This is a genomic window from Acidovorax sp. LjRoot117 (assembly GCF_964252695.1).
Lineage (GTDB): Bacteria > Pseudomonadota > Gammaproteobacteria > Burkholderiales > Burkholderiaceae_C > Acidovorax.
Map to the genome: position 1 here is coordinate 134,297 of NZ_CAXUPO020000006.1, position 21,023 is coordinate 155,319.

The 21,023-nt window shown below is 68.4% G+C and carries 18 protein-coding genes; 8 read left to right on the forward strand and 10 right to left on the reverse strand.

Annotated elements, in window-relative coordinates; translation table 11 throughout:
* Window positions 1-65: 65 nt before the first annotated feature.
* Complete coding sequence (rsmI, locus tag ACSQ3D_RS17175) at window positions 66-1,019, reverse strand: 16S rRNA (cytidine(1402)-2'-O)-methyltransferase (protein ID WP_436127687.1); 954 nt, start codon at window positions 1,017-1,019, stop codon at window positions 66-68.
* On the opposite strand from rsmI, the gene ACSQ3D_RS17180 reads away from it, so the two are divergent.
* From ACSQ3D_RS17180 to ACSQ3D_RS17190, 3 genes are all read left to right on the forward strand, one after another.
* A complete protein-coding gene (locus ACSQ3D_RS17180) occupies window positions 1,019-1,462 on the forward strand; it encodes a YraN family protein (RefSeq protein ID WP_436127688.1) in 444 nt (147 codons plus the stop codon). The genes rsmI and ACSQ3D_RS17180 overlap by 1 nt on opposite strands.
* Window positions 1,463-1,564: 102 nt before the next feature.
* On the forward strand, window positions 1,565-2,176 hold the full coding sequence (locus ACSQ3D_RS17185) for an SIS domain-containing protein (protein WP_056165057.1): 612 nt from the start codon (window positions 1,565-1,567) through the stop codon (window positions 2,174-2,176).
* A gap of 17 nt (window positions 2,177-2,193) precedes the next feature.
* Window positions 2,194-2,859, forward strand: coding sequence for a BON domain-containing protein (locus ACSQ3D_RS17190; RefSeq protein ID WP_436127689.1), 666 nt, complete (start codon window positions 2,194-2,196; stop codon window positions 2,857-2,859).
* 293 nt (window positions 2,860-3,152) lie between these two features.
* On the opposite strand, the gene ACSQ3D_RS17195 is transcribed toward ACSQ3D_RS17190, so the two are convergent.
* From ACSQ3D_RS17195 to ACSQ3D_RS17210, 4 genes are all read right to left on the reverse strand, one after another.
* A complete protein-coding gene (locus ACSQ3D_RS17195) occupies window positions 3,153-4,067 on the reverse strand; it encodes an NAD(P)-dependent oxidoreductase (RefSeq protein WP_436127690.1) in 915 nt (304 codons plus the stop codon).
* A gap of 142 nt (window positions 4,068-4,209) precedes the next feature.
* Window positions 4,210-5,346 (reverse strand): PilT/PilU family type 4a pilus ATPase, encoded by a 1,137-nt coding sequence (locus tag ACSQ3D_RS17200; RefSeq protein ID WP_056410031.1) that lies wholly within the window; start codon window positions 5,344-5,346, stop codon window positions 4,210-4,212.
* Between the two features lie 76 nt (window positions 5,347-5,422).
* Window positions 5,423-6,058: a Crp/Fnr family transcriptional regulator gene (locus ACSQ3D_RS17205; protein WP_056165064.1), complete on the reverse strand. Its 636-nt coding sequence runs from the start codon at window positions 6,056-6,058 to the stop codon at window positions 5,423-5,425.
* A 206-nt stretch (window positions 6,059-6,264) separates the two neighbouring features.
* Window positions 6,265-7,308 carry a type IV pilus twitching motility protein PilT gene (locus ACSQ3D_RS17210; protein WP_056165066.1) on the reverse strand — a complete coding sequence of 348 codons (1,044 nt, stop codon included), beginning with the start codon at window positions 7,306-7,308 and terminating at the stop codon, window positions 6,265-6,267.
* 36 nt (window positions 7,309-7,344) lie between these two features.
* Between ACSQ3D_RS17210 and ACSQ3D_RS17215 the strand changes: the two genes are divergently transcribed.
* A complete protein-coding gene (locus ACSQ3D_RS17215) occupies window positions 7,345-8,064 on the forward strand; it encodes a YggS family pyridoxal phosphate-dependent enzyme (RefSeq protein WP_436127691.1) in 720 nt (239 codons plus the stop codon).
* 16 nt (window positions 8,065-8,080) lie between these two features.
* Here ACSQ3D_RS17215 and ltaE read toward each other — a convergent pair whose 3' ends face one another.
* The 3 genes from ltaE to ACSQ3D_RS17230 all read right to left on the reverse strand — a co-directional run bounded on the left by ltaE (window position 8,081) and on the right by ACSQ3D_RS17230 (window position 11,230).
* Window positions 8,081-9,151 carry a low-specificity L-threonine aldolase gene (gene ltaE / locus ACSQ3D_RS17220; RefSeq protein WP_436127692.1) on the reverse strand — a complete coding sequence of 357 codons (1,071 nt, stop codon included), beginning with the start codon at window positions 9,149-9,151 and terminating at the stop codon, window positions 8,081-8,083.
* Window positions 9,152-9,260: 109 nt separating this feature from the next.
* Entirely contained in the window at window positions 9,261-10,511 is a 1,251-nt protein-coding gene (locus ACSQ3D_RS17225; protein WP_156370530.1) for a branched-chain amino acid ABC transporter substrate-binding protein, read from the reverse strand.
* A 68-nt stretch (window positions 10,512-10,579) separates the two neighbouring features.
* Entirely contained in the window at window positions 10,580-11,230 is a 651-nt protein-coding gene (locus ACSQ3D_RS17230; protein WP_436127693.1) for a TetR/AcrR family transcriptional regulator, read from the reverse strand.
* Between the two features lie 155 nt (window positions 11,231-11,385).
* Between ACSQ3D_RS17230 and ACSQ3D_RS17235 the strand changes: the two genes are divergently transcribed.
* Both ACSQ3D_RS17235 and ACSQ3D_RS17240 read left to right on the forward strand, forming a co-directional pair.
* Window positions 11,386-12,993, forward strand: a complete 1,608-nt coding sequence (locus ACSQ3D_RS17235; RefSeq protein WP_436127694.1) for an AMP-binding protein — start codon at window positions 11,386-11,388, stop codon at window positions 12,991-12,993.
* A 233-nt stretch (window positions 12,994-13,226) separates the two neighbouring features.
* Window positions 13,227-16,529 (forward strand): carboxyl transferase domain-containing protein, encoded by a 3,303-nt coding sequence (locus ACSQ3D_RS17240; protein ID WP_436127695.1) that lies wholly within the window; start codon window positions 13,227-13,229, stop codon window positions 16,527-16,529.
* A gap of 24 nt (window positions 16,530-16,553) precedes the next feature.
* Here ACSQ3D_RS17240 and ACSQ3D_RS17245 read toward each other — a convergent pair whose 3' ends face one another.
* Window positions 16,554-17,192: a LysE family translocator gene (locus tag ACSQ3D_RS17245; RefSeq protein WP_436127696.1), complete on the reverse strand. Its 639-nt coding sequence runs from the start codon at window positions 17,190-17,192 to the stop codon at window positions 16,554-16,556.
* Between the two features lie 80 nt (window positions 17,193-17,272).
* Window positions 17,273-18,082 carry a helix-turn-helix transcriptional regulator gene (locus ACSQ3D_RS17250; RefSeq protein WP_056165072.1) on the reverse strand — a complete coding sequence of 270 codons (810 nt, stop codon included), beginning with the start codon at window positions 18,080-18,082 and terminating at the stop codon, window positions 17,273-17,275.
* A gap of 89 nt (window positions 18,083-18,171) precedes the next feature.
* On the opposite strand from ACSQ3D_RS17250, the gene ACSQ3D_RS17255 reads away from it, so the two are divergent.
* Together ACSQ3D_RS17255 and ACSQ3D_RS17260 are read left to right on the forward strand one after the other, a co-directional pair.
* Window positions 18,172-19,311 (forward strand): aminotransferase class V-fold PLP-dependent enzyme, encoded by a 1,140-nt coding sequence (locus tag ACSQ3D_RS17255; protein WP_056165074.1) that lies wholly within the window; start codon window positions 18,172-18,174, stop codon window positions 19,309-19,311.
* Between the two features lie 54 nt (window positions 19,312-19,365).
* Window positions 19,366-20,688, forward strand: a complete 1,323-nt coding sequence (locus ACSQ3D_RS17260) for a DUF445 domain-containing protein (protein WP_056165076.1) — start codon at window positions 19,366-19,368, stop codon at window positions 20,686-20,688.
* Window positions 20,689-21,023 lie beyond the last annotated feature (335 nt).

Sequence of the window (21,023 nt, forward strand, 5' to 3'; positions counted from 1 at the left end):
TTATAGCTTCTAGCGCTTGTCTATCAAGCGGTAGAGGCCATTTTCATGCTGGATGCAGGCCGTATTCAGTCTGCCGGCTCTTCGCTGTCTTCAACACCCGCTGCATCGCCGCGCTTCCACGCCAGCGCCGTGTCGTATAGCACGTTGCGCGATGCGCCCGTGATCTCGGCCGCCAGCCGCACGGCGGTCTTCAGGGGCAGCTCCTGCACCAGCAGGCGCAGCACGCGCAGGCTGTCGCCGTCGTCGGCCGCCACGGGCACCGGGTGCAGCAGCACCACGAACTCGCCGCGCGAGCGCTGCGGCCCGCCGTCCAGCCAGGCCGCCAGGGCGTGCGCGGGCTGGGTCGTCACTTCCTCGAACTGCTTGGTCAGCTCGCGCGCCAGCGTCACCGGGCGGTCGCCCAGCACGGCCAGGGCGGTGGCCAGTTCGCCGATGCGGTGCGGGGCCTCCAGCAGCACCACGCAGCGGGGCTCGCCGGCCAGCTGCTTGTGGATGACGGCGGCCCGCTCGGCATTCTTGACCGGCAGAAAACCCGCAAACACAAAGCCGCCGTGCTCGGTGCTGTGCGCCACCGCACCCGCCACGCTCAGCGCCGTGGTCACGCTGCTCGCGCCGGGCAGGGGCACGGCCCGCAGCCCGGCGGCCTGCACGGCGGCCACCAGGCGCGCGCCGGGGTCGCTCACGCCCGGGGTGCCGGCGTCGCTCACGTAGGCCACGCGCTGGCCTTGCTGCAGCCGCTGCACCACGGCCTGCGCGGCCTCGGCCTCGTTGTGCTGGTGCACGGCCAGCAGTTGCCCGGAGTTCTTGTCGATACCGTAAGCGCGCAGCAGCGACTGCGTGTGGCGCGTGTCCTCGCAGGCCACGGCGTCCACCAGTTGCAACACGTGCAGCGCGCGCAGCGTGATGTCCGCCAGGTTGCCGATGGGCGTGGCCACCACGTACAGCGCGCCCTGCGGATAATGCTGCGCAGCCGCTGCCTCATGCGCGGCGCTCTGGGCTGAAGCGAAAGAAGCGCTCAATGAATTTCCTTGGAAGAAAGAAGTCTGCTGCGGCCACGCCTGCGGCGCCCGGCCGCGCTGCGGGCACCACAGCCACGGCGACCGCCAGCACCACCACGCGCGAGCGCGGCAATGCGGCAGAAGACCGGGCCCTGGCGTACCTGCAGGCGCAGGGCCTGCAGCTCGTGGTGCGCAATTATCGGACGCCCGGCCGCGGCGGTGGCGAGATCGACCTCATCCTGCGCGATCAGGATGGCACGCTGGTGTTCGTCGAGGTGCGCAGCCGCGCCAGCGCGTCCTTCGGCGGGGCGGGCGCGAGCATCAGCGCCGCCAAGCAGCAGCGCATCGTTTTTGCGGCGCGCCACTACCTGCTGCGCCTGCCGTCGCCGCCGCCATGCCGGTTCGACGTGGTGCTGGTGGAGGGCACGGTCCAGTGGCTCAAGGCGGCATTCGATGCGCAGTAGTCCGGGCTGTCCGCGTGGCTATGTCACAGCCCGCCAGCGCAAGGCAGACGGCAACGGTTTGCTACAAAAGCTGTAACACCCGGCGGGTATCATCGGGGCCTCATGCTTGAGCAACGCATCCAACAGCATTTCATCGACAGCGCCGACCTGAAGTACCAGGCCGCGCAGGCCCTGAGCCACCCCATCGCTGCCGCCGTGCAGGCCATCCTGGCCTGCGTGACCAGCGGCGGCAAGGTCCTGGCCTGCGGCAACGGTCCCTCGGCCGCAGAGGCCCGGCAGTTCGCCGCCTTCTGCGTCACCGGCTTCGAGCGCGAACGCCCCGAGCTGGCCGCGCTGGCCCTCTCGTCCGATAGCACCCTGCTCACCTCGGCCGCCGTCGGCGCGGGGGCGGTGCACGACGCCACCCAGCAGTTTGCCCGCCAAGTGCGCGCGCTCGGCCAGGCGGGCGACGTGCTGCTGCTGCTGTCGGCCACCGGCAACGATGCCAACCTGATCGCCGCCACCGAGGCCGCGCACGAGCGCGACATGACCGTGGTGGCCCTGACTGGCCGCACGGGCGGCAAGCTGTCTGCGCTGCTGCGCGAGACCGATGTGTTGATCAGCGTCCCCCACGACCGGGCCGCGCGTGTGCGCGAAGTCCATGCCCTGGTGCTGCACTGCCTGTGCGACGGCGTGGACGCCCAGTTACTTGGTGAACAGGAGATTCCGCTATGACGCAAACGACGACGACCATGAACCCGACCCTTCGCCGCGCATCCCGTGCGGTGTGCACCGTGCTCGCCGCAGCCGCCCTGGCCGGGGGCCTCGCAGCCTGCGCGCCGCTGATCGTCGGCGGTGCCATGGTGGGTGGCGTGATGGCCATCGACCGCCGCACGGCCGGCACGCAGATCGAGGACGAAGGCATCGAACTGCGCGCTGCCGCCCGCATCCGCGAAACGTTGGGCGACCGCGCGCACGTCAACGTAACCAGCTACAACCGCCAGGCCCTGCTGACCGGCGAGGTCGCCACGGCCCAGGACCGGCAGACCGTGGAGCAGATCGTCTCGCAGGTGGAGAACACCCGCTCGGTGGTCAACGACCTGGCCGTCATGCCCACCACCACGCTGAGCCAGCGCTCCAACGACACCTTCATCACCGGCAAGGTCCGCGCCAGCCTGGTGGACGCGAAAGACATCTCGGCCAACTCCTTCAAGGTGGTGACCGAGCGCGGCATCGTCTACCTGATGGGCCGCGTGTCGCAGCGCGAAGCCACCCGCGCCTCCGACATCGCGCGCGGCGTGAGCGGCGTGACCAAGGTCGTGCGCGTGTTCGAGATCGTCTCGGAAGAAGAACTGCGCCGCATCGCACCGCAGCCCGCGCCCGTCACCACGGACAACACCAAGCCTGCAGGCGGCTGAATATCATCCAGCAGGCCAGGCAGCCTGCATGACCGCTGACTAAAAAAGAAATCCCGGCGCGCAACACGCGGCCGGGATTCTTTTTTTGGCGACGACCCTGCGCGCCGTGCTGTGAAACTGGCGCTGCACAAGCCAGCGCACCCGTGGAACCGGCTCTGCCGGGCCACCGGGTGCGTCCCCCCTCGGGGGCTGAGGCCCGCGGCTCCAAGCCTGCCTGCGCAGGCTTGGACAGGCCGAAGAGGCCGCGCCTCTGGCGCGTGCCACCGAGGCGCCGCAGGCGACTCAGGGGGGCTTCACTTCAGCCGCTTGACCAGGCTCGACGTATCCCAGCGGTTGCCGCCCATCTTCTGCACGTCGGCATAGAACTGGTCCACCAGCGCCGTCACCGGCACGCGCGAGCCGTTGCGCTTGGCCTCGTCCAGCACCAGGCCCAGGTCCTTGCGCATCCAGTCCACCGCAAAGCCGAAGTCGAACTTGTCGTCCACCATGGTCTTGCCGCGGTTGTCCATCTGCCAGCTCTGGGCCGCGCCCTTGCCGATCACGTCCAGCACCTGCTTCATGTCCAGGCCCGCGTTCTGGCCGAATGCCACGGCCTCGGACAGGCCCTGCACCAGCCCGGCAATACAGATCTGGTTGACCATCTTCGCCAACTGGCCCGCGCCGCTGTCGCCCAGCAGCGTGAAGGCACGTGCAAACGCCGCGGCCACGGGCTGGGCGGTGTTGAACGCATCGGCGTCGCCACCGCACATCACCGTGAGCTGCCCGTTCTGCGCACCGGCCTGGCCGCCCGAAACGGGCGCATCGACAAACTGCAGGCCCTGCGCCTTGGCGGCGGCATACAGCTCGCGCGCCACCTCGGCCGACGCGGTGGTGTGGTCCACGAAGACCGCGCCCGGCTTCATGCCCGCAAACGCACCGTCGGCACCGAGCGTCACGGAGCGCAGGTCATCGTCATTGCCCACGCAGCAGAACACGATGTCCGCCCCGGCCGCCGCCTCGCGCGGCGTGGGTGCATGTTTTGGGGCTGTGGCGCCCGCGTACTCTGCGCACCAAGCTATCGATTTGGTAGCGGTGCGGTTGTACACCGTGACCTCATGCCCCGCCAGCGCGAGGTGTCCGGCCATCGGATAGCCCATCACCCCCAGGCCCAGGAAGGCGACCTTGCGGGAAGGGGTGGCGTCGTAGTTGCGGGGGTTGGTACTTGGCATGTGAATACAGAAATGGGTGGATCAAAAAAACGAAAAGCCCGCGATGGGCGTGCACTTGCCAGTGCCACCGTGGAGCGGGCTTTGCCCGGCCACCGGTGGCGTCCCCCTGTGGGGGATGGCGCCGCAGGCGACTCAGGGGGCTTCAAACAATCGCGAAATGCTCGGTACCCTGCGCCAGGTCCGGCGACTTGGCACGCTGGCTGTTGAGCTTGATCTGCAGCCGCAGGTCGTTCAGCGAATCGGCGTTGCGCAGCGCGTCCTCGTAGGTGATCATGTTGGCCTCGTACAGGTCGAACAGCGCCTGGTCGAAGGTCTGCATGCCCAGGTTGCGGCTCTTCTTCATGATCTCCTTGATCTCGTGGACATCGCCCTTGAAGATCAGATCCGAGATCAGCGGCGTGTTCAGCATGATCTCCACGGCGGCAGCCCGGCCCTTGCCGTCCTGCTTGGGAATCAGGCGCTGCGACACCATGGCGCGCAGGTTGAGCGACAGGTCCATCAGCAGTTGCGGGCGGCGCTCTTCGGGGAAGAAGTTGATGATCCGGTCCAGCGCCTGGTTGGCGCTGTTGGCGTGCAGCGTGGCCAGGCACAAGTGGCCGGTCTCGGCAAACGCCACGGCGTGCTCCATGGTTTCGCGGTCGCGGATTTCGCCCATCAGGATCACGTCGGGCGCCTGGCGCAGCGTGTTCTTCAGCGCCGCTTCCCAGCTGTCGGTATCCAGGCCCACTTCGCGCTGCGTGACCACGCAGTTCTTGTGCGGGTGCACGAATTCCACCGGGTCCTCCACGGTGATGATGTGGCCGAACGAGTTCTCGTTGCGCCAGTCCACCATGGCGGCCAGGGTGGTCGACTTGCCCGAGCCCGTGGCACCCACCAGGATGCACAGGCCGCGCTTGGTCATCGTCACGTCCTTGAGCACCTGCGGCACGCCCAGTCCGTCGATGGTGGGCAGCGTGAGCGGAATCGTCCGCATCACCATGCCCACGCGCCCCTGCTGCACGAACGCGTTCACCCGGAACCGGCCCACGCCTGCGGGCGAGATGGCGAAGTTGCATTCCTTGGTGCGCTCGAAGTCGGCCACCTGCTTGTCGCTCATCACCGAGCGGGCCAGCGTCAGCGTGTGGGCGGGCGTGAGCGGCTGCGGCGAGACCTTGGTCACCTTGCCATCCACCTTGATCGCGGGCGGGAAGTCTGCCGTGATGAACAAGTCGCTGCCATTGCGGCTCACCATCAGCTTGAGCAGGTCATTGATGAATTTACTGGCCTGATCGCGTTCCATCAGATTTTCTCCCTGGCGTGTTCGTCCGCGGGACGGCCACTGTTGATGATGTTGAATCGTCGGCGCATCGGTGGTGTCACTTCTGGTTGTCGCTCAGGCGGGCGCTGACGACGCGCAGCCGCAGCGACAGCTTGCGGGCCAGCAGGGCGATCAGGCTGGCTGCCAGTTGCGGGTCCTTGGTCATCATGTCGTCCATGGCTTCGGCGGACAGCACCGCAATCTCGCAGTCGGTCAGCGTGGTGCAGGCCGAAAAGCGGATGCCGCTGTCCAGCAGCGACATCTCGCCCAGGATGTCGCCGGGCCGCGTCTCGGCCAGGCGCAGCTGCTCGCCCCAGGGCTGCACGCGGTCCACCGCGATGGTGCCGGTGAGCAGCACCACCATGAAGTTGCCGTACTCGTCCTGGCGGATCACATCGCGGTTGGACGGGATGGCGGCGAACTCGAAGAAGCGCTCCATGCGCTCCACGGCGTCCTTGTCCAGGTGCGCCATGTACTTGTCCTTGGCCCACAGCCCCTGCAGCAGCTTGCCGCCGCGGCTCGTGGGCAGGCGCTTGGCGCCCACTTCCACAGCGCGGGCCTCCCAGGGCACCAGCATCGAGTCGTCCACGCCCTGGCCGGCGAACGCGGTGGAGAACAGCACGGAATCCGTGTGGTCGTCCGCGGGCTTGCCGTTGCGGGTTTTCATTTTCAGAAGGCCAAGAATGCCTTTCATAGTGAGCTCCGTAGTGCGACGCTGTGCGCCGCCGTGTCGTCTGTCAATGTGGTGAAGTCTGGATCGCAGAGCGTTCGGAGTCGGCGCGGCCCAAGCCACGCCCCCGTGCAAGGGCCACCCCGCCGCACTGGGGGCCTCCCCATCCCGCATTGCGCAGCAATGCGAGAGAGGGGGAACGCGCGAAGCGACTCAGGGGGTCTCGCATTTCAGCCGGGGAAGTTGTCGGGGATCTTGGCCTTGGCACGCGCTTCGGCCGGGCTGATGATGTTGCGGCGGACCAGGTCGGTCAGGTTCTGGTCCAGCGTCTGCATGCCCACGCTGTTGCTGGTCTGGATGGTGGAGTACATCTGTGCCACCTTGGCTTCGCGGATCAGGTTGCGGATGGCGCTGGTGCCCAGCATGATCTCGTGCGCCGCCACGCGGCCCGAGCCGTCCTTGGTCTTGCACAGCGTCTGCGAGATCACGGCCTGCAGCGACTCGGACAGCATCGCGCGGACCATTTCCTTTTCTTCGGCCGGGAACACGTCGATGATCCGGTCGATGGTCTTGGCGGCGCTGGAGGTGTGCAGCGTGCCGAACACCAAGTGGCCCGTTTCCGCAGCCGTCATGGCCAGGCGGATGGTTTCCAGGTCGCGCATTTCGCCCACCAGGATGGCGTCCGGGTCTTCGCGCAGTGCGGACTTCAGCGCGGCGGCGAACGACAGCGTCATCGGGCCGACTTCGCGCTGGTTGATCAGGCACTTCTTGGATTCGTGCACGAACTCGATCGGGTCCTCCACCGTGAGGATGTGGCCGTACTCGGTTTCGTTCAGGTAGTTGACCATGGCGGCCAGCGTGGTCGACTTGCCCGAGCCCGTGGGGCCGGTCACCAGCACCAGGCCGCGCGGCTTCAAAGCCAGGTCGCCGAAGATCTTGGGCGCGTTGAGCTGCTCAAGGGTCAGGATCTTGGAAGGAATGGTCCGGAACACGGCGGCCGCGCCGCGGTTCTGGTTGAAGGCGTTGACGCGAAAGCGCGCCAGGCCTTCGATCTCGAACGAGAAGTCGACCTCGAGGAATTCTTCGTACGTCTTGCGCTGCGAGTCGCTCATGATGTCGTACACCATGGCATGCACCGTCTTGTGGTCGAGCGCATCGACATTGATGCGGCGGACATCCCCGTGGACCCGGATCATGGGCGGCAGACCGGCTGAAAGGTGCAGGTCGGAGGCCTTGTTCTTGACGCTGAAAGCGAGCAGTTGGGTAATGTCCACGGAATCCCTCTATCGTTTGATACGCTGTCAAACATTATGACCACGATTGCTAACAACCTCCAACAGGTTCTGGGCAGGATGGCGCAGGCGTGCACAGCTGCTTCGCGCGACCCCGCCAGCGTCCTCCTGCTGGCCGTTTCCAAGACCTTCGGCGCCGACGCGGTGACCGAGGCTGTTGCTGCCGGGCAGCGCGACTTCGGCGAGAACTACATCCAGGAAGGCGTGGACAAGATCATCGCCCTGCGCGCTGCGGAGCCCGCCGTGGCGCTGCAGTGGCACTGCATCGGGCCCATCCAGAGCAACAAGACGCGCCTGGTGGCCGAGCACTTCGACTGGGTTCACACGGTGGACCGCCTGAAGATCGCCGAGCGCCTGTCGGCCCAGCGGCCGGAGCACCTGGCGCCGTTACAAATATGCGTGCAGGTCAACATCGACGGCGGCGCCACCAAGTCCGGCGTGGCGCCCGCCGACACGCTGGAATTGGTGCGCGCTGTCGCGAAACTGCCACGGCTGGTGGTGCGCGGGATCATGAGCATCCCGGACCATGCTCCTGAATTCGAAGCGCAGCGCGCCCTTCATGCGGGCGCCAAGGCGCTTTTTGACCAGATAGCGGCGCTGCAGGAACCCAGCCTCGAACACTTCGACACCCTGTCCCTGGGCATGACCGCCGACCTGGAAGCCGCCATCCACGCCGGCAGCACGATGGTGCGCGTGGGCACCGGCATCTTCGGAGGGCGGACTTACCCCACCGCCTGAAGCGCGAGAGGGTCGATCAGGCCGGCAACTGGAACCGCGCCACGCAGTCCAGCGCCGCGGTCACATCCGCCTCGCTCACGTCCAGGTGCGCCACCCAGCGCAGGCGCGTGGCGACGCCGTACAGGCTGCTCGTCACGCGCACGCCGTGCTCGGCCAGCCAGGCCGTGAACGCCGGGGCCACATCCGCATGCAGGTCGGTGAAGAGGATGTTGGTCTGCCACGGGTGGACCGTGATCTTGCCCTGCAGCACCGGATGGCGCTGGTTGAGATCGCTCAGCCCCTGGGCCAGCCTTGCCAGGTTCGCGTGGTCGTCGGCCAGGCGGCGCACGTGGTGCTCCAGGGCGTAGTGGCCCGCGGCGGCCAGCACGCCGGCCTGGCGCATGCCGCCGCCCAGGATCTTGCGGGTGCGCCGGGCCTGGCGGATGAAGTCGCGCGAGCCCAGCACCAGCGAACCGACCGGCGCCCCCAGCCCCTTGCTCAGGCACAGCGATGCCGAATCGAAATGGCTGCACAGCGCACGCGCCTCGTCGTACACATCGGTGCCGTGGCGCGCCGCATTGGCCGTGGCGGCGTTGAACAGGCGCGCGCCGTCCAGGTGCATGGCCAGCCCCCGGCTGCGCGCCAGCTGGGCCACCTCGGCGATGTAGGCGGGCGGCAGCACCTGGCCGCCGGTCGTGTTCTCCAGCACCACGAGGCGGGTGCGCGCGAAGTGCGGGTCGTCCGGCTTGATGGCGGCGGCGATGTCGGCAATGCGCAGCGTGCCGTCAGGCTGCGTCTCCACCGGCTGCGGCTGGATGGAGCCCAGCACCGCCATGCCGCCGGCCTCCCAGCGGTAGGTGTGCCAGCTCTGGCCCACGATGGCCTCGTCGCCGCGCTGGCAGTGGCCCCACAGCGCGATCAGGTTGGTCTGCGTGCCCGAGGGCGCGAACAGTGCGGCCTCGAAGCCCAGCAGCTGCGCCGCATGCTCCTGCAGAGCGTTCACCGAAGGGTCGTCGGCAAACACATCGTCGCCCAGCGGGGCCTTGAACATGGCCTCGCGCATGGCGGGCGTGGGCTGGGTGACGGTGTCGCTGCGAAAGTCGGGCATGGGCGCGGTCCTTGTGGGTCGGGTCGATGAATGCAAAGACCGGCCATGGTAGCGGCGGCCTGTGGCGGCTGCCGCTGTGGGGTCTACCGCGCGCAGATGTGCCGTGCAGTCAAGGCCGGGTCATCTTGCAGTCCGTGCCTTGCGCCAGCTCATTGCCGGTGTAGGCCGCATCGGTGCGGAAGCCGTAGTTCGTGCCCTCCCATCCGACCTTGACGGTCTTGCCATCCACCGGCGCGATGGTGTTGACCACCTGCGGCAGCAGCAGCTGGTGGTCCTCTGCGCGCATGCGCACCGGGCCCACCACGGAGTCGAGCGTCAGGTCTTCCAGGGCGCGCGCCACCTTCACCGCGTCGGTGGACTGCGCCTTCTGGATCGCGGCGGCCAGAAAGCGCGGCGTCATCTCGATGCGCGGCGCAAGGAAGTCCTTGCCCGTCTTGGCCTTGTAGGCCTTGGCAAGGCCATCCACCTTGGGGGTGTCGGCCTGGCCCGGATGCCATTCGGCCACCCAGGTCAGCTGGCCCTGCTTGGCCTGCGATACGGCCAGCACCGTCCCGGGAATGGAGCCCGCGCTGTGGTTGAAGTAGCGCAGGTTGTAGCCCGCATCGCCCGCGGCTTTCAGCAGCAGCGTCATGTCCTGCCCCCAGTTGCCGGTGATGATGGAGTCGGCGTCGGTGCTCTTGACCTTGGCGAGGTAGGGCGCAAAGTCCTTCACGCGGCCGATGGGGTGCAGCGCCTCGCCCACGAACTGCACGTCGGGCCGCGCCAGGCCCACCATCTCGCGGCCGTAGTGCGCCCACTGCTTGCCGTGCGCGTAGTCCTGGTTCAGCAGGTACACCTTCTTGATGTCCGGCTGCTTCTTGATGTAGTTGGCAATCGCCTTCATCTTCATGGCGGTGTTCGCCTCGAACTGGAAGTGCCAGAAGTTGCATGCCTTGCCCGTCAGCTCCGGGTCGATGGACGAGTGGTTGAGCACCAGGATCTCCTTGCCCGGGTTGCGCTGGTTGTGGCGCGCCGCGGCCTGCACCAGCGCGGTGACCACCGACGAGCCCGAGCCGCCGGTCACGATGGCCTTGGCCCCCTGGTCGATGGCGGCCTGCAGCGCGCTCTGGCTTTCCTGCGCCGAGAGCTTGCTGTCGAACTGCAGCAATTGCAGCTTCACGCCCTTGAGCACGCCGCCCTTGGCGTTGATGTCCTCGATGGCGTACTGCGTGTGCGTGAGCATCAGCTCGCCCACGTTGGCGAACGGTCCCGACAGCGGGTCGATGTAGGCGACCTTGAAGGTCTCCTGCGCGCTGGCGGCCGTGCCGATCAGCAGGGCTGCGGCAGCGGCCAGCGGGGTGGTGAGGAAGGCGGTTTTCATGGCGTCGTTGTCTCCTGTTGTTATGAAGCTGTCGTCTGCAGGGCCCTGCGCCGCGGGGCCGTGGGCTGCTATGCCTTGTCCCGCTTGCGGCTGCGCCGCAGCCCCAGCACGCGCCAGGCCAGCTGCGCCAGCTCCCGCGCCACCTCGTCCTGCGAAAGGCGGCCGTCGGGGCGGTACCAGTTGTAGAGAAAGCCGGGCAGGCTGCACGCGGCCAGCGCGGTGATCTTGGTGTCGTTGAACTCGAACATGCCGTCGTCGCGGCCCTGTTCGAGCAGCGCGCACAACTGGTCGTAGAAGTGGTTCGCCAGATCCTTTTGCGCCGCCAGGTACTCGGGCCGGTAGACCTGCGGCTCGCGGTACGGGAAGAACGCCGACGGGTGGTGCGCCAGCGTCGCGCGGATCAGCCGCTCGATGCCTTCGGTCACCTTCACATGGGCAGGGCGGTCGTCGCCTGCGGCAAAGTCCATCGCCGTGAAGCACGCCACCGCGGGCGCCCACGACAACGTCTCGAAGATCTCCTGCTTGTTGCGGAAGTAGTAGTACACAAAGGGCTTGGTCACGCCCAGCCGCTGCACGATCTGCTCGATGGTGGTGTTGGCGTAGCCCTGCGCATCGAACAGCGCCTCGGCCGCGCGCAGGATGCGTTCGCGCTTCTCGTCCGAGCCGGCCGTGGCGGCCTTTTGCCGGCCGGTGGCCTGCACGGGGGGCTGCTGTTTCATGGCTGTCCTTTGTGCGACGGTTGACTTATACCCATGGGTAGCATTGTTCTACCGAGCGGTATATATTGGCAAGACGCTGGCGGGTGCGGGCACTCAGCGAAAACCCTGAGCAGCCGCCAGGAACCAGCGATGCCAGACACCTCGGAGACAACGCCATGCCCTCTGCCGCACCGCAGCTGCCGCTGCACGAACACCTGCGCCGCCACGCGCGCGACACGCCCGACCGCGTGGCCTACCTCTGGTACGGCCGGCCCCTCACCTGGGCAGAGCTCGACGCGGCCAGCGACGCATTCGCGGCGCGGCTGCAGGCACTCGGCGTGGCCAAGGGCGAGCCCGTGGCGCTGTTCATGAACAACTGCCCGCAGTACGTGATGGCGCACTACGGCATCCAGAAGATCGGTGCCATCGTATGCCCCTGCGGGCCGCTGAACAAGGAGCACGAGCTCGAATACCAGCTCACCGACCTGCAGGCGCGCGTGGTGGTGGCGGCCGACGTGCTGCTGCCCGTGGTGGACAAGGTGCGCGCGAAGACCGCGCTCGCGCACGTGTTCGTGGTGCGCTACGCCGAACTGCTGCCGGCCGGCGAACCCAGCATCGACATCCCCGCCGAGCTGCTGGCCCTGCGCGCCGCCATGGCCCCCGCGCCGCCGGACTGTGAAGACTTCCTGGCCGCCACGCGCACCGGCGCGCGGCCCGCGCCGGTGGCCTTGTCGATGGACGACGTCTCGCTGATGACCTACACCTCGGGCACCACCGGCCTGCCGAAGGGCGCGATGCTGAGCTACGGCAACGCCACGTTCAAGACGGCGGCCTCCGCCGACTGCAACGGCATGACGCCGCACGAGACGCTGCTGGCCGTGGCACCGCTGTACCACATCGCCGGCATGGTGATGGGGGTGAACCTGCCGGTCTACACCGGCGCCACCGCGGTGCTGCTGTACCGCTTCGACCCGCTGGGCGTGGCCCAGGCGCTGGAGCGCCACCGCGTCACCTGGTGGTACAGCATCGCGCCCATGAACGGCGCGCTCATGCAAGTGCCGGGCGCGCGCGGCATGGACTGGAGCGCGCTGCGCCGCAACCCGGTCACGAGCTTCGGCATCACCTTCACCGAAGATCTGGCCCTGCAGTGGCAGCAGTTCGCGCCGAACTGCATCTCGCACGAGGCGGCTTACGGGCTGTCCGAAACCCACACGGTGGACACCGCCATGCCGGTGGACGCCATCCGCTGGGGCACGCAGGGCAAGCCCGTGCCGGGCAACACCCTGCGCATCGTCGACCCCGACACCGGCGCGCCGCTGCCCACCGGCGAGGTGGGCGAGATCACCATCCACGGCCCCGGCAACTTCCAGGGCTACTGGAACAAGCCCGAGGCCACGGCCAAGACGCTGCGGGACGGCTGGGTCTACACCGGCGACATGGGCAAGATCGATGCGGAGGGCTACCTCACCTTCATCGGCCGTTTCAAGGAGATGATCAAGGTGTCGGGCTACAGCGTGTTCCCCGAAGAGGTCGAGACCCTGCTCATCAAACACCCTGCCGTGGCACAGGCCGCGGTTATTGGCGTGCCCGATGCAGAAAAGGGTGAGGTGGTGCGCGCCTTCATCGTCAAGAAGCCCGGCCAGGATGTGGACGCCGCCGGCCTAGTGGCTTGGTGCCGCGAGAACATGGCGCCCTACAAAGCCCCGCGCGAGGTGCGTTTCATCGACGCACTGCCCGCCACGGGCGCTGGCAAAGTGCTGCGCCGCCTGCTTCGGGATGCATGAAACACCCCCTGAGTCGCCTGCGGCGCCTTCCCCCTCTCTCTACGCGCTTCGCGCTAGGGAGGGGGACGCTCCCAGCGCGGCGGGGCGGCCCTTGCGCGGGAGCCCTGGTGTGGGCCCCGGCAGTTGCAAGCGCTGCGAGGCGAGCGCAGTTCCATGAGTCCATCAACTAGAAAAAATGGCCGCCAGCGCTTATCAGTAAAGCGCTAAAAGCTATAAAAAAAAGAATCAAAACCATGACCTTGCCCTTCTTCGCCAAAGTCCTGATCGCCAACCGGGGAGAGATCGCACTGCGCACTGTGCGCGCCCTGCACGACCTGGGCATTGCCAGCGTGGCCGTGTATGCCGACGATGACGCCGCCAGCCCCCACGTGCACGCGGCCACCACGGCCGTGGCGTTGGGGTCGACCGGGCCGGCGGCCTACCTGGACGGTGCACGCCTCATCGCCATTGCCAAGGCCCAGGGCTGCGATGCCGTGCACCCCGGCTACGGCTTCCTGAGCGAGCGCGCCGACTTCGCCCGTACGTGCGCCGAGGCCGGGCTGCGCTTCATCGGCCCCACGCCCGCGCAGCTGGCGCTGTTCGGCGACAAGGCGCAGGCCCGTGCGCTGGCGCAGCAGCAGGGCGTGCCCCTTATGCCCGGCACGCAGGCGGCGGTGGCGCTGGGCGAGGCGCAGGCCTTCTTCGCGCAGCACGCCACGGCAGGCATCGTCATCAAGGCCATCGGCGGCGGCGGCGGGCGCGGCATGCGCGCGGTGGCGTCGACCGATGACCTGCCCGCCGCCTACGCACGCTGCCGCAGCGAGGCGCAGGCTGCCTTTGGGGTGGACGGCGTGTACGTGGAGCGCCTGATGGTCAACGCCCGCCACATCGAAGTGCAGGTGCTGGGCGACGGGCGCGAGGTGATCGCGCTGGGCGAGCGCGAGTGCACGCTGCAGCGGCGCTTTCAGAAGGTGGTGGAGATCGCGCCCAGCCCTTCGCTGCCCGCAGCGCTGCGCGAGCGCATCACCACCGCTGCCTTGTCGATGGCGCGGGCCGTGGCCTACGAAGGCCTGGGCACCTTCGAGTTCTTGGTGGACCTGGCGTCCAGCGAACTGCCTTTCGTGTTCATCGAATGCAACCCACGCCTGCAGGTGGAGCACACCGTCACCGAAGAGGTCACCGGCGTGGACCTGGTGCAGGCCCAGATCGCGCTGGCGGCGGGCCGCACGCTGCAGGACATTGGCCTGAACCCCGCCGCGCCGCCGCCTGTCCATGGTTTTGCGGTGCAGTGGCGCATCAACGCCGAGACGCTGGATGCCCAGGGCGGCGCCACGCCCGGCAGCGGCACGCTGGTCCGCTTCGACCTGCCCACGGGCCCCGGCGTGCGCGTGGACACCCACGGCGCAGCGGGCGCCGCGCCGTCGCCGCACTACGACACGCTGCTGGCCAAGCTCATCGTGCACACGCGCAGCCCGCGCTTTGCCGATGCACTGCGCCGCTCGCAGCGCGCGCTGGCCGAGTGCCGCATCGAGGGCGTGGCCACCAACCTGGCGCTGCTGCAGGCGCTGGCCGCGCGGCCCGAGATGGAGAGCCAGCAGGTGCACACGCGCTGGCTCGAATCGGTGCTGCCTGCATTGCTGGATGCTACTAAAAACATAGCTGTTAGCGCTCGTCCAACAAGCGGTAGCGGCCTGAAGGACACTCAAAACACTGCGTCCGCTCTCGCCCCCACGCTCGCACCGCCAGGCGCGGTGCTGGCTCCCATGCCTGCACGCTTGGTGCAGCTCAGCGTGGCCCAGGGCGACGTGGTCGCCGCAGGTGCCGAGCTGGCCGTGCTCGAGGCCATGAAGATGGAGCACGTGCTGCTGGCCCCGCATGCAGGCCGCGTGGGTGCGCTGCTGGCCGTGGCGGGCGGCTACCTGGTGCAGGGGCAGCCGCTGCTGGTGCTGGAGGCCGTCGCAGATGCGGCGGCTGTGCAAGCGCCGGGCAGCGCCGCGCTCGACCCCGACCACATCCGCGCCGACCTGCAGCGCGTGATCGACCGCCATGCCTTCACGCTCGACGCCGCGCGCCCCGAGGCGATGGACAAGCGCCACGCCCAAGGCGGCCGCTCCGCGCGCGAGAACATCGCCGACCTGTGCGACGACGGCAGCTTCATCGAATACGGGGCGCTGGCCATCGCCGCGCAGACGCGCCGCCGCAGCCTTGAGGATCTGATCGCCAACACGCCGGCCGACGGCATGGTCACCGGCATCGGCGGCATCAACGGCGCACTCTTCGGGCCCGAGAAATCCCGCGCCGTCGTCATGTCGTACGACGCCACCGTGCTGGCCGGCACCCAGGGTGCGCGCAACCACGCCAAGACCGACCGCATGCTGGGCATCGCCCTCGCGCAGAAGCTCCCGGTGGTGCTGTGGGCCGAAGGCGGCGGTGGCCGCCCGGGCGATACCGACATGCCCATCGTGGCGGGGCTGCATGTGCACACGTTCGCCAGCTACGCAGCGCTGTCGGGCCAGGTGCCGGTGATCGGCATCGCGGCGGGGCGCTGCTTTGCGGGCAACGCGGCGCTGCTGGGCTGCAGCGACGTGATCATCGCCACGCGCGGCAGCAACATCGGCATGGGCGGCCCGGCCATGATCGAAGGCGGCGGCCTGGGCGTCTTCAAGCCCGAGCAGATCGGCCCAAGCGGAGTGCAGCACGCCAATGGCGTGATCGACGTGCTGGTGGAGGACGAGGCCGGGGCGGTGCAGGCCGCGCGCCACTACCTGTCGTTCTTCCAGGGCCGCACACCGCAGTGGTCCGCACCCGACCGGCGCCTGCTGCGCGCCGTGGTGCCCGAGAACCGCCTGCGCGTGTACGACACCCGCACGGCGATGGCGGGCCTGGTGGACGAGGGCAGCCTGCTGCCGCTGCGCACCGGCTTCGGCGCCGGCATCCACACCGCGCTGGCGCGCATCGAAGGCCGCCCCGTGGGCCTTCTGGCCAACAACCCGCTGCACCTGGGCGGCGCCATCGACGCCGACGCGGCCGACAAGGGCGCGCGCTTCATGCAGCTGTGCAACGCGCATGGCCTGCCTATCGTGAGCCTGGTGGACACGCCCGGCTTCATGGTCGGCCCCGAGGTCGAAGCCACGGCCCAGGTGCGCCACGTGAGCCGCCTGTTCGTCACCGCCGCCAGCCTGCGCGTGCCCACCTTCAGCGTGGTGCTGCGCAAGGGCTACGGCCTGGGCGCGATGGGGATGACGGCCGGGGGCTTCCATGCGCCCGTGTTCACGGTGGCCTGGCCCACGGGCGAGTTCGGCGCCATGGGCCTGGAAGGCGCGGTGCGCCTCGGCTTTCGCAAGGAGCTGGAGGCCCTGCCCGAAGGCCCCGAGCGCGACGCGCTGTTCTCCAAGCTGCTGGCCAGGTCGTACGCCAACGGCGAGGCGCTGCACATGGCCGCCACGCTGGAGATCGATGCGGTGATCGACCCGGCCGACACCCGGGCGTGGCTGGCGCGCGGGCTGGCGTCGGCGCAGGTGGGGCCGCTGGGGCACCGGTTCGTCGATACCTGGTGAGCCGGCGCTGGCGTTGGCGTTGGTCTAACGCTGCATCAGCGCCAGCTTTCCCCCCAGTGCCACGAACGCCGCGGCAAAGCCGCGCCGCAGCCACAGCAGCACGCTCGGGCGCTCCAGGACCTGGTTGCGAAACCGTGCCGCAAAGACGCCGTAGGCCAGGAACACCACGAACGTCATCGCCATGAACACCAGCGACAACTGCGCCATGCGTGCCGCGGGCTGCGCTTCGCCCGGCGCGATGAACTGCGGCAGGAACGTGAGGAAGAACAGCGACAGCTTGGGATTGAGGAGGTTGACCAGCATGGCTTCTGCGATGCGCGCGCCGGTCGAGCGCGCAGGCGCGTCGGTGCGCACCTGCAGGGCAGCGGGCGAGCGCCACGTAGCCCAGCCCATGTACAGTAGGTACGCCACGCCCACGTAGCGCAGAACGTCGAAGGCGGTGGCGCTGGCATGGAGCAGCGCGGCCAGCCCGGTGACGGCCGCCAACAGGTGCGGCACGATGCCCAGCGTGCAGCCCAGGGCCGTGACGGCGGCCGCCCGTGCGCCGCCCGAGAGCCCGGCCGCCACGGTCAGCAGTGCGCCCGGCCCCGGCGAGACGACGACGATGAGTGAGGTGATGAGGAATTCGATGCCCATGGCGCTGAAGCCGCGTCGCAGCGGCATGAGGTGGAGATGGCCGCAGCATCGACCCACCACCGGCCTGCCGTCTTGAACAAAATTGCAGGCGAGCTCTCGCCCCGCCATCAGCCGTGGGCGCGCAGGTAGGCGTGCGGTGTGGCGCCGAAGCTGCGCGCGAACAGGCGTGTCAGGTGGCTCTGGTCGGCAAAGCCGCTGGCGGCGGCGACTTCGGCCAGCGGCATCCGCGCCGCCATCAGTCGCCGCGCGTGGTGCAGCCTGCGCTGCACCAGGTAGGCATGCGGGGTCAGGCCCGTCGCCTGCGCGAACTGGCGCACCAGCTGGTATCGGCTCAAGCCGGCTTCGTGGGCCAGCTGCGCCAGGCTCCAGGCGGTCGTGGGGTCGTCGTCCATCATGGCGCGGGCGGTTGCAATGCGCGCAGCGGCATGCCGGCCGGGGCCCGGCAAGCGCAGCAGGCACGCCAGGATCTGCAACAGGCATTCCTCCACCCGCAGCGGTGCGGCCGCGTGGGCCGGGTGCGCAGTGGCCGCGGTGAACAGCGCGTGGACCTGCGCCGCGAGCCGTGCGTCGCGCAGGTTGGGCGCATGGAACTCGAAGCTGGCGCCGGGCAGGCCCGGGCGCACCTCGGCCGCCAGGTCCGCCACCAAGGCCGGTTCCAGGTACAGCATGCGCCATGCGCGACCGCCGTCGTCCAGCGGCTTGCCATCGTGGACCTCGCCGGGATTGACCGTGATGGTGTCGCCCGGAAGCGACTCCACCGTGCCCCGGCCGCTGAAGGATTTCTGCGCGCCCCGGTCGATCACGCCCAGGCCGAACTGCAGGTGCATGTGCCTGCCGAACGCGAACTGCGAATCGGCCCGCATCGCATCGATGCCGGGCACGGCGGTCGGCAGGAACTGGAAGGGTTTGGACGGCATGGCGCACGGGCTCCGGGTGGCGCGGGGCCATGATAAGCTGGCCCGATCACCTTGTTTCATGCCCCCAGTTTCACACGTGGAGACTCCCCATGCCCGGCCTTTTGCCCGATATCGATCCCGATGGTTTGCTTGAGTTTTCGGTGGTCTACACCGACCGCGCGCTCAACCACATGTCCAAGCGCTTCACCGGCGTGGTGCAGGACATTCTGGGCACGCTGAAAGAGGTCTACCACGCCCACACGGCCGTGCTGGTGCCCGGCAGCGGCACCTTCGGCATGGAGGCCGTGGCCCGCCAGTTCGCCAACCGCGAGAAAGTGCTCATCGTGCGCAACGGCTGGTTCAGCTACCGCTGGACGCAGATCTTCGACGCCGACCAGGGCCTGGGCGGCGGCTCGGTGGTGTGCAAGGCACGCCCGCAGGGCAGCGGCCCGCAGGCCCCCTGGGCGCCATGCCCGGCCGAAGAAGTCGCAGCCACCATCCGCGCCGAAAAACCCAAGGTGGTGTTCGCCCCCCATGTGGAGACGGCCAGCGGCATCATCCTGTCCGACGACTACCTCCGCACCGTGACGGCTGCGGCCCACGATGTGGGTGCACTGTTCGTGCTGGACTGCGTGGCGTCCGGCGCCATGTGGGTGGACATGCAGGCCACGGGTGTGGACGTGCTCATCAGCGCGCCGCAAAAGGGCTGGAGCGGCTCGCCCTGCTGCGCCATGGTGATGCTGGGTGAACGCGCGCGCCAGGCCATCGACGGCACCACGAGCAGCAGCTTTTCGTGCGACCTCAAGAAGTGGATGCAGATCGCCGAAGGCTATGAAAAGGGCCAGCACGCGTACCACACCACCATGCCCACCGACGCCCTGGTGCGCCTGTCCGAAGTGATGGCCGAGACGCGCGCTTATGGCTTCGCCAAGGTGCGCGACGAGCAGATCGAGCTGGGCGCCAAGGTGCGCGCGCTGCTCGAATCGCGCGGCTTCCCCAGCGTGGCGGCCGATGGCTTCAAGGCGCCCGGCGTGGTCGTGAGCTACACCACCGACCCCGGCATCCAGAACGGCAAGAAGTTCATGGAAGTGGGCCTGCAGACCGCTGCCGGCGTGCCGCTGCAGTGCGACGAGGGGCCAGACTTCAAGACCTTCCGCGTCGGCCTGTTTGGCCTTGAGAAGTGGCACAACGTGGACCGCACCGTGGGCCACTTGTCGAAGGCGCTGGACCAGATTGCAGCCGCGCCCTGACCTGCGTTGTGGCGTGGCGCAGGGCGTCGTTGTGCCCGCGCGCGCCTTGTTGGCATGAACAGCAGTCCGACAACACCTCCTCCCTCCGACGCCATCGAAGACCCGGTGCGCGCCCTGCGGCGCGCTAAGCGGCAGGCGCTGGGCTTGCTGCTGCTGGTCACCGCGGTGTTCGTCGCCACCAGCGTGGTCGAGCGCGGCCTGTGGCTCAGTTGCGTGAAGGCCATGGCCGAGGCCGCGATGGTGGGTGCGCTGGCGGACTGGTTTGCGGTGGTGGCGCTGTTCCGGCGCCCGCTGGGTTTGCCCATTCCGCACACCGCGGTCATTGCGCGCAACCAGGCGCGCATCGGCCGCAACCTGGCCACGTTTGTGCGCGACAAATTTCTGGATGTGCCCTCGCTGGTCGCGCTGATCCGCCGGCACGATCCTGCCGAGCGGCTGGCGCAGTGGCTCACGGCGCCGGGCAACGCCGCGCTGCTGGGCCAGCAGGCCACGCGCTTGTTGTCGGCTGCGCTCGACACCGTGCAGGACGCGCAGGTGGAGCGCTTCATCCAGAAAGCTGCGCGCTCGCTCATCGGCCAGATCGACCTGTCGGGCGCACTGGCCACGGTGCTCGACACGCTGACGCACAACGGCCGCCACCAGGCGCTGCTGGACGATGTGCTGGGCAAGCTCACCGAGTTGCTGCAGAACGAGCAGACGCGCACCTGGGTGGCGCAGACCATCGTGGCCTGGCTCAAGAAGGAGCACCCGCGTACCGAGAAGCTGCTGCCCAGCGACTGGCTGGGCGACAAGGGGTCGTCGCTGCTGGCCCGCGCGCTCGAAAGCCTGATGGCCGAGGTGGCTGCCAACCCCCAGCATGTGCTGCGCGCACAGTTCGACACGGCGGTGGCGCGTTTTGTGGAGCGTCTGCGCACCGACCCGGAGTGGGCCCGCAAGGGCGAAGAGATTCGGGCGTATCTGCAGAACGATGGTGCGGTGGGGGCCTATGTGCAGACGCTGTGGCAGGACGTGCGGGGGGCGCTGCGGCGTGACTTGGCGGACGAGCAGTCGGCCGTGGCGCGGCAGGTGCGGGCGTTGGGTCAGTGGCTGGGGGAGTCGCTGGCGGGGGATGCGGCGCTGCGGCAGTCACTCAATGCGCGGTTGGAGCAGTGGGTGCAGGGGCTTGCGCCGGATGTGTCGCAGTTTGTGGCGCAGCATATTGAGGACACGGTGCGGCGTTGGGACACTGAGGAGATGACGCAGTTGATCGAGCTGAATATTGGCAAGGACTTGCAGTACATCCGGATCAACGGGACTGTGGTGGGGGGGCTGATTGGGCTGGTTTTGTTTGCGGTGTCGCATGCGGGGGAGATTTGGCGGGCGGTGGTGGGCGGGTAGTTCGGCGAGGGAGAGCAGCAACACCCCCACAACCGTTCGGGCTGAGCTTGTCGAAGCCTGGTCGCTTCATCATCCATCCGTTCGCGCTGAGCCTGCCGAAGCTTGTACTTGTCGACACCCCCAAAACCGTTCGGGTTGAGCTTGTCGAAACCGGGGCGTTGCATCACTGGCCGTTCGGGTTGAGCGTGTCGACGCCTGTGCTCGTCGACACCCCCAGGCCGTTCGGGTTGAGCTTGTCGAAACCTGGGCGCTGCTCGCGGGCTCGCTGATGGGGGCGCATGCCTTTGTTGAGGGCGGGAGCCGGGGTGCGCGCCCGGCGGCGCGGTAACTTTCTC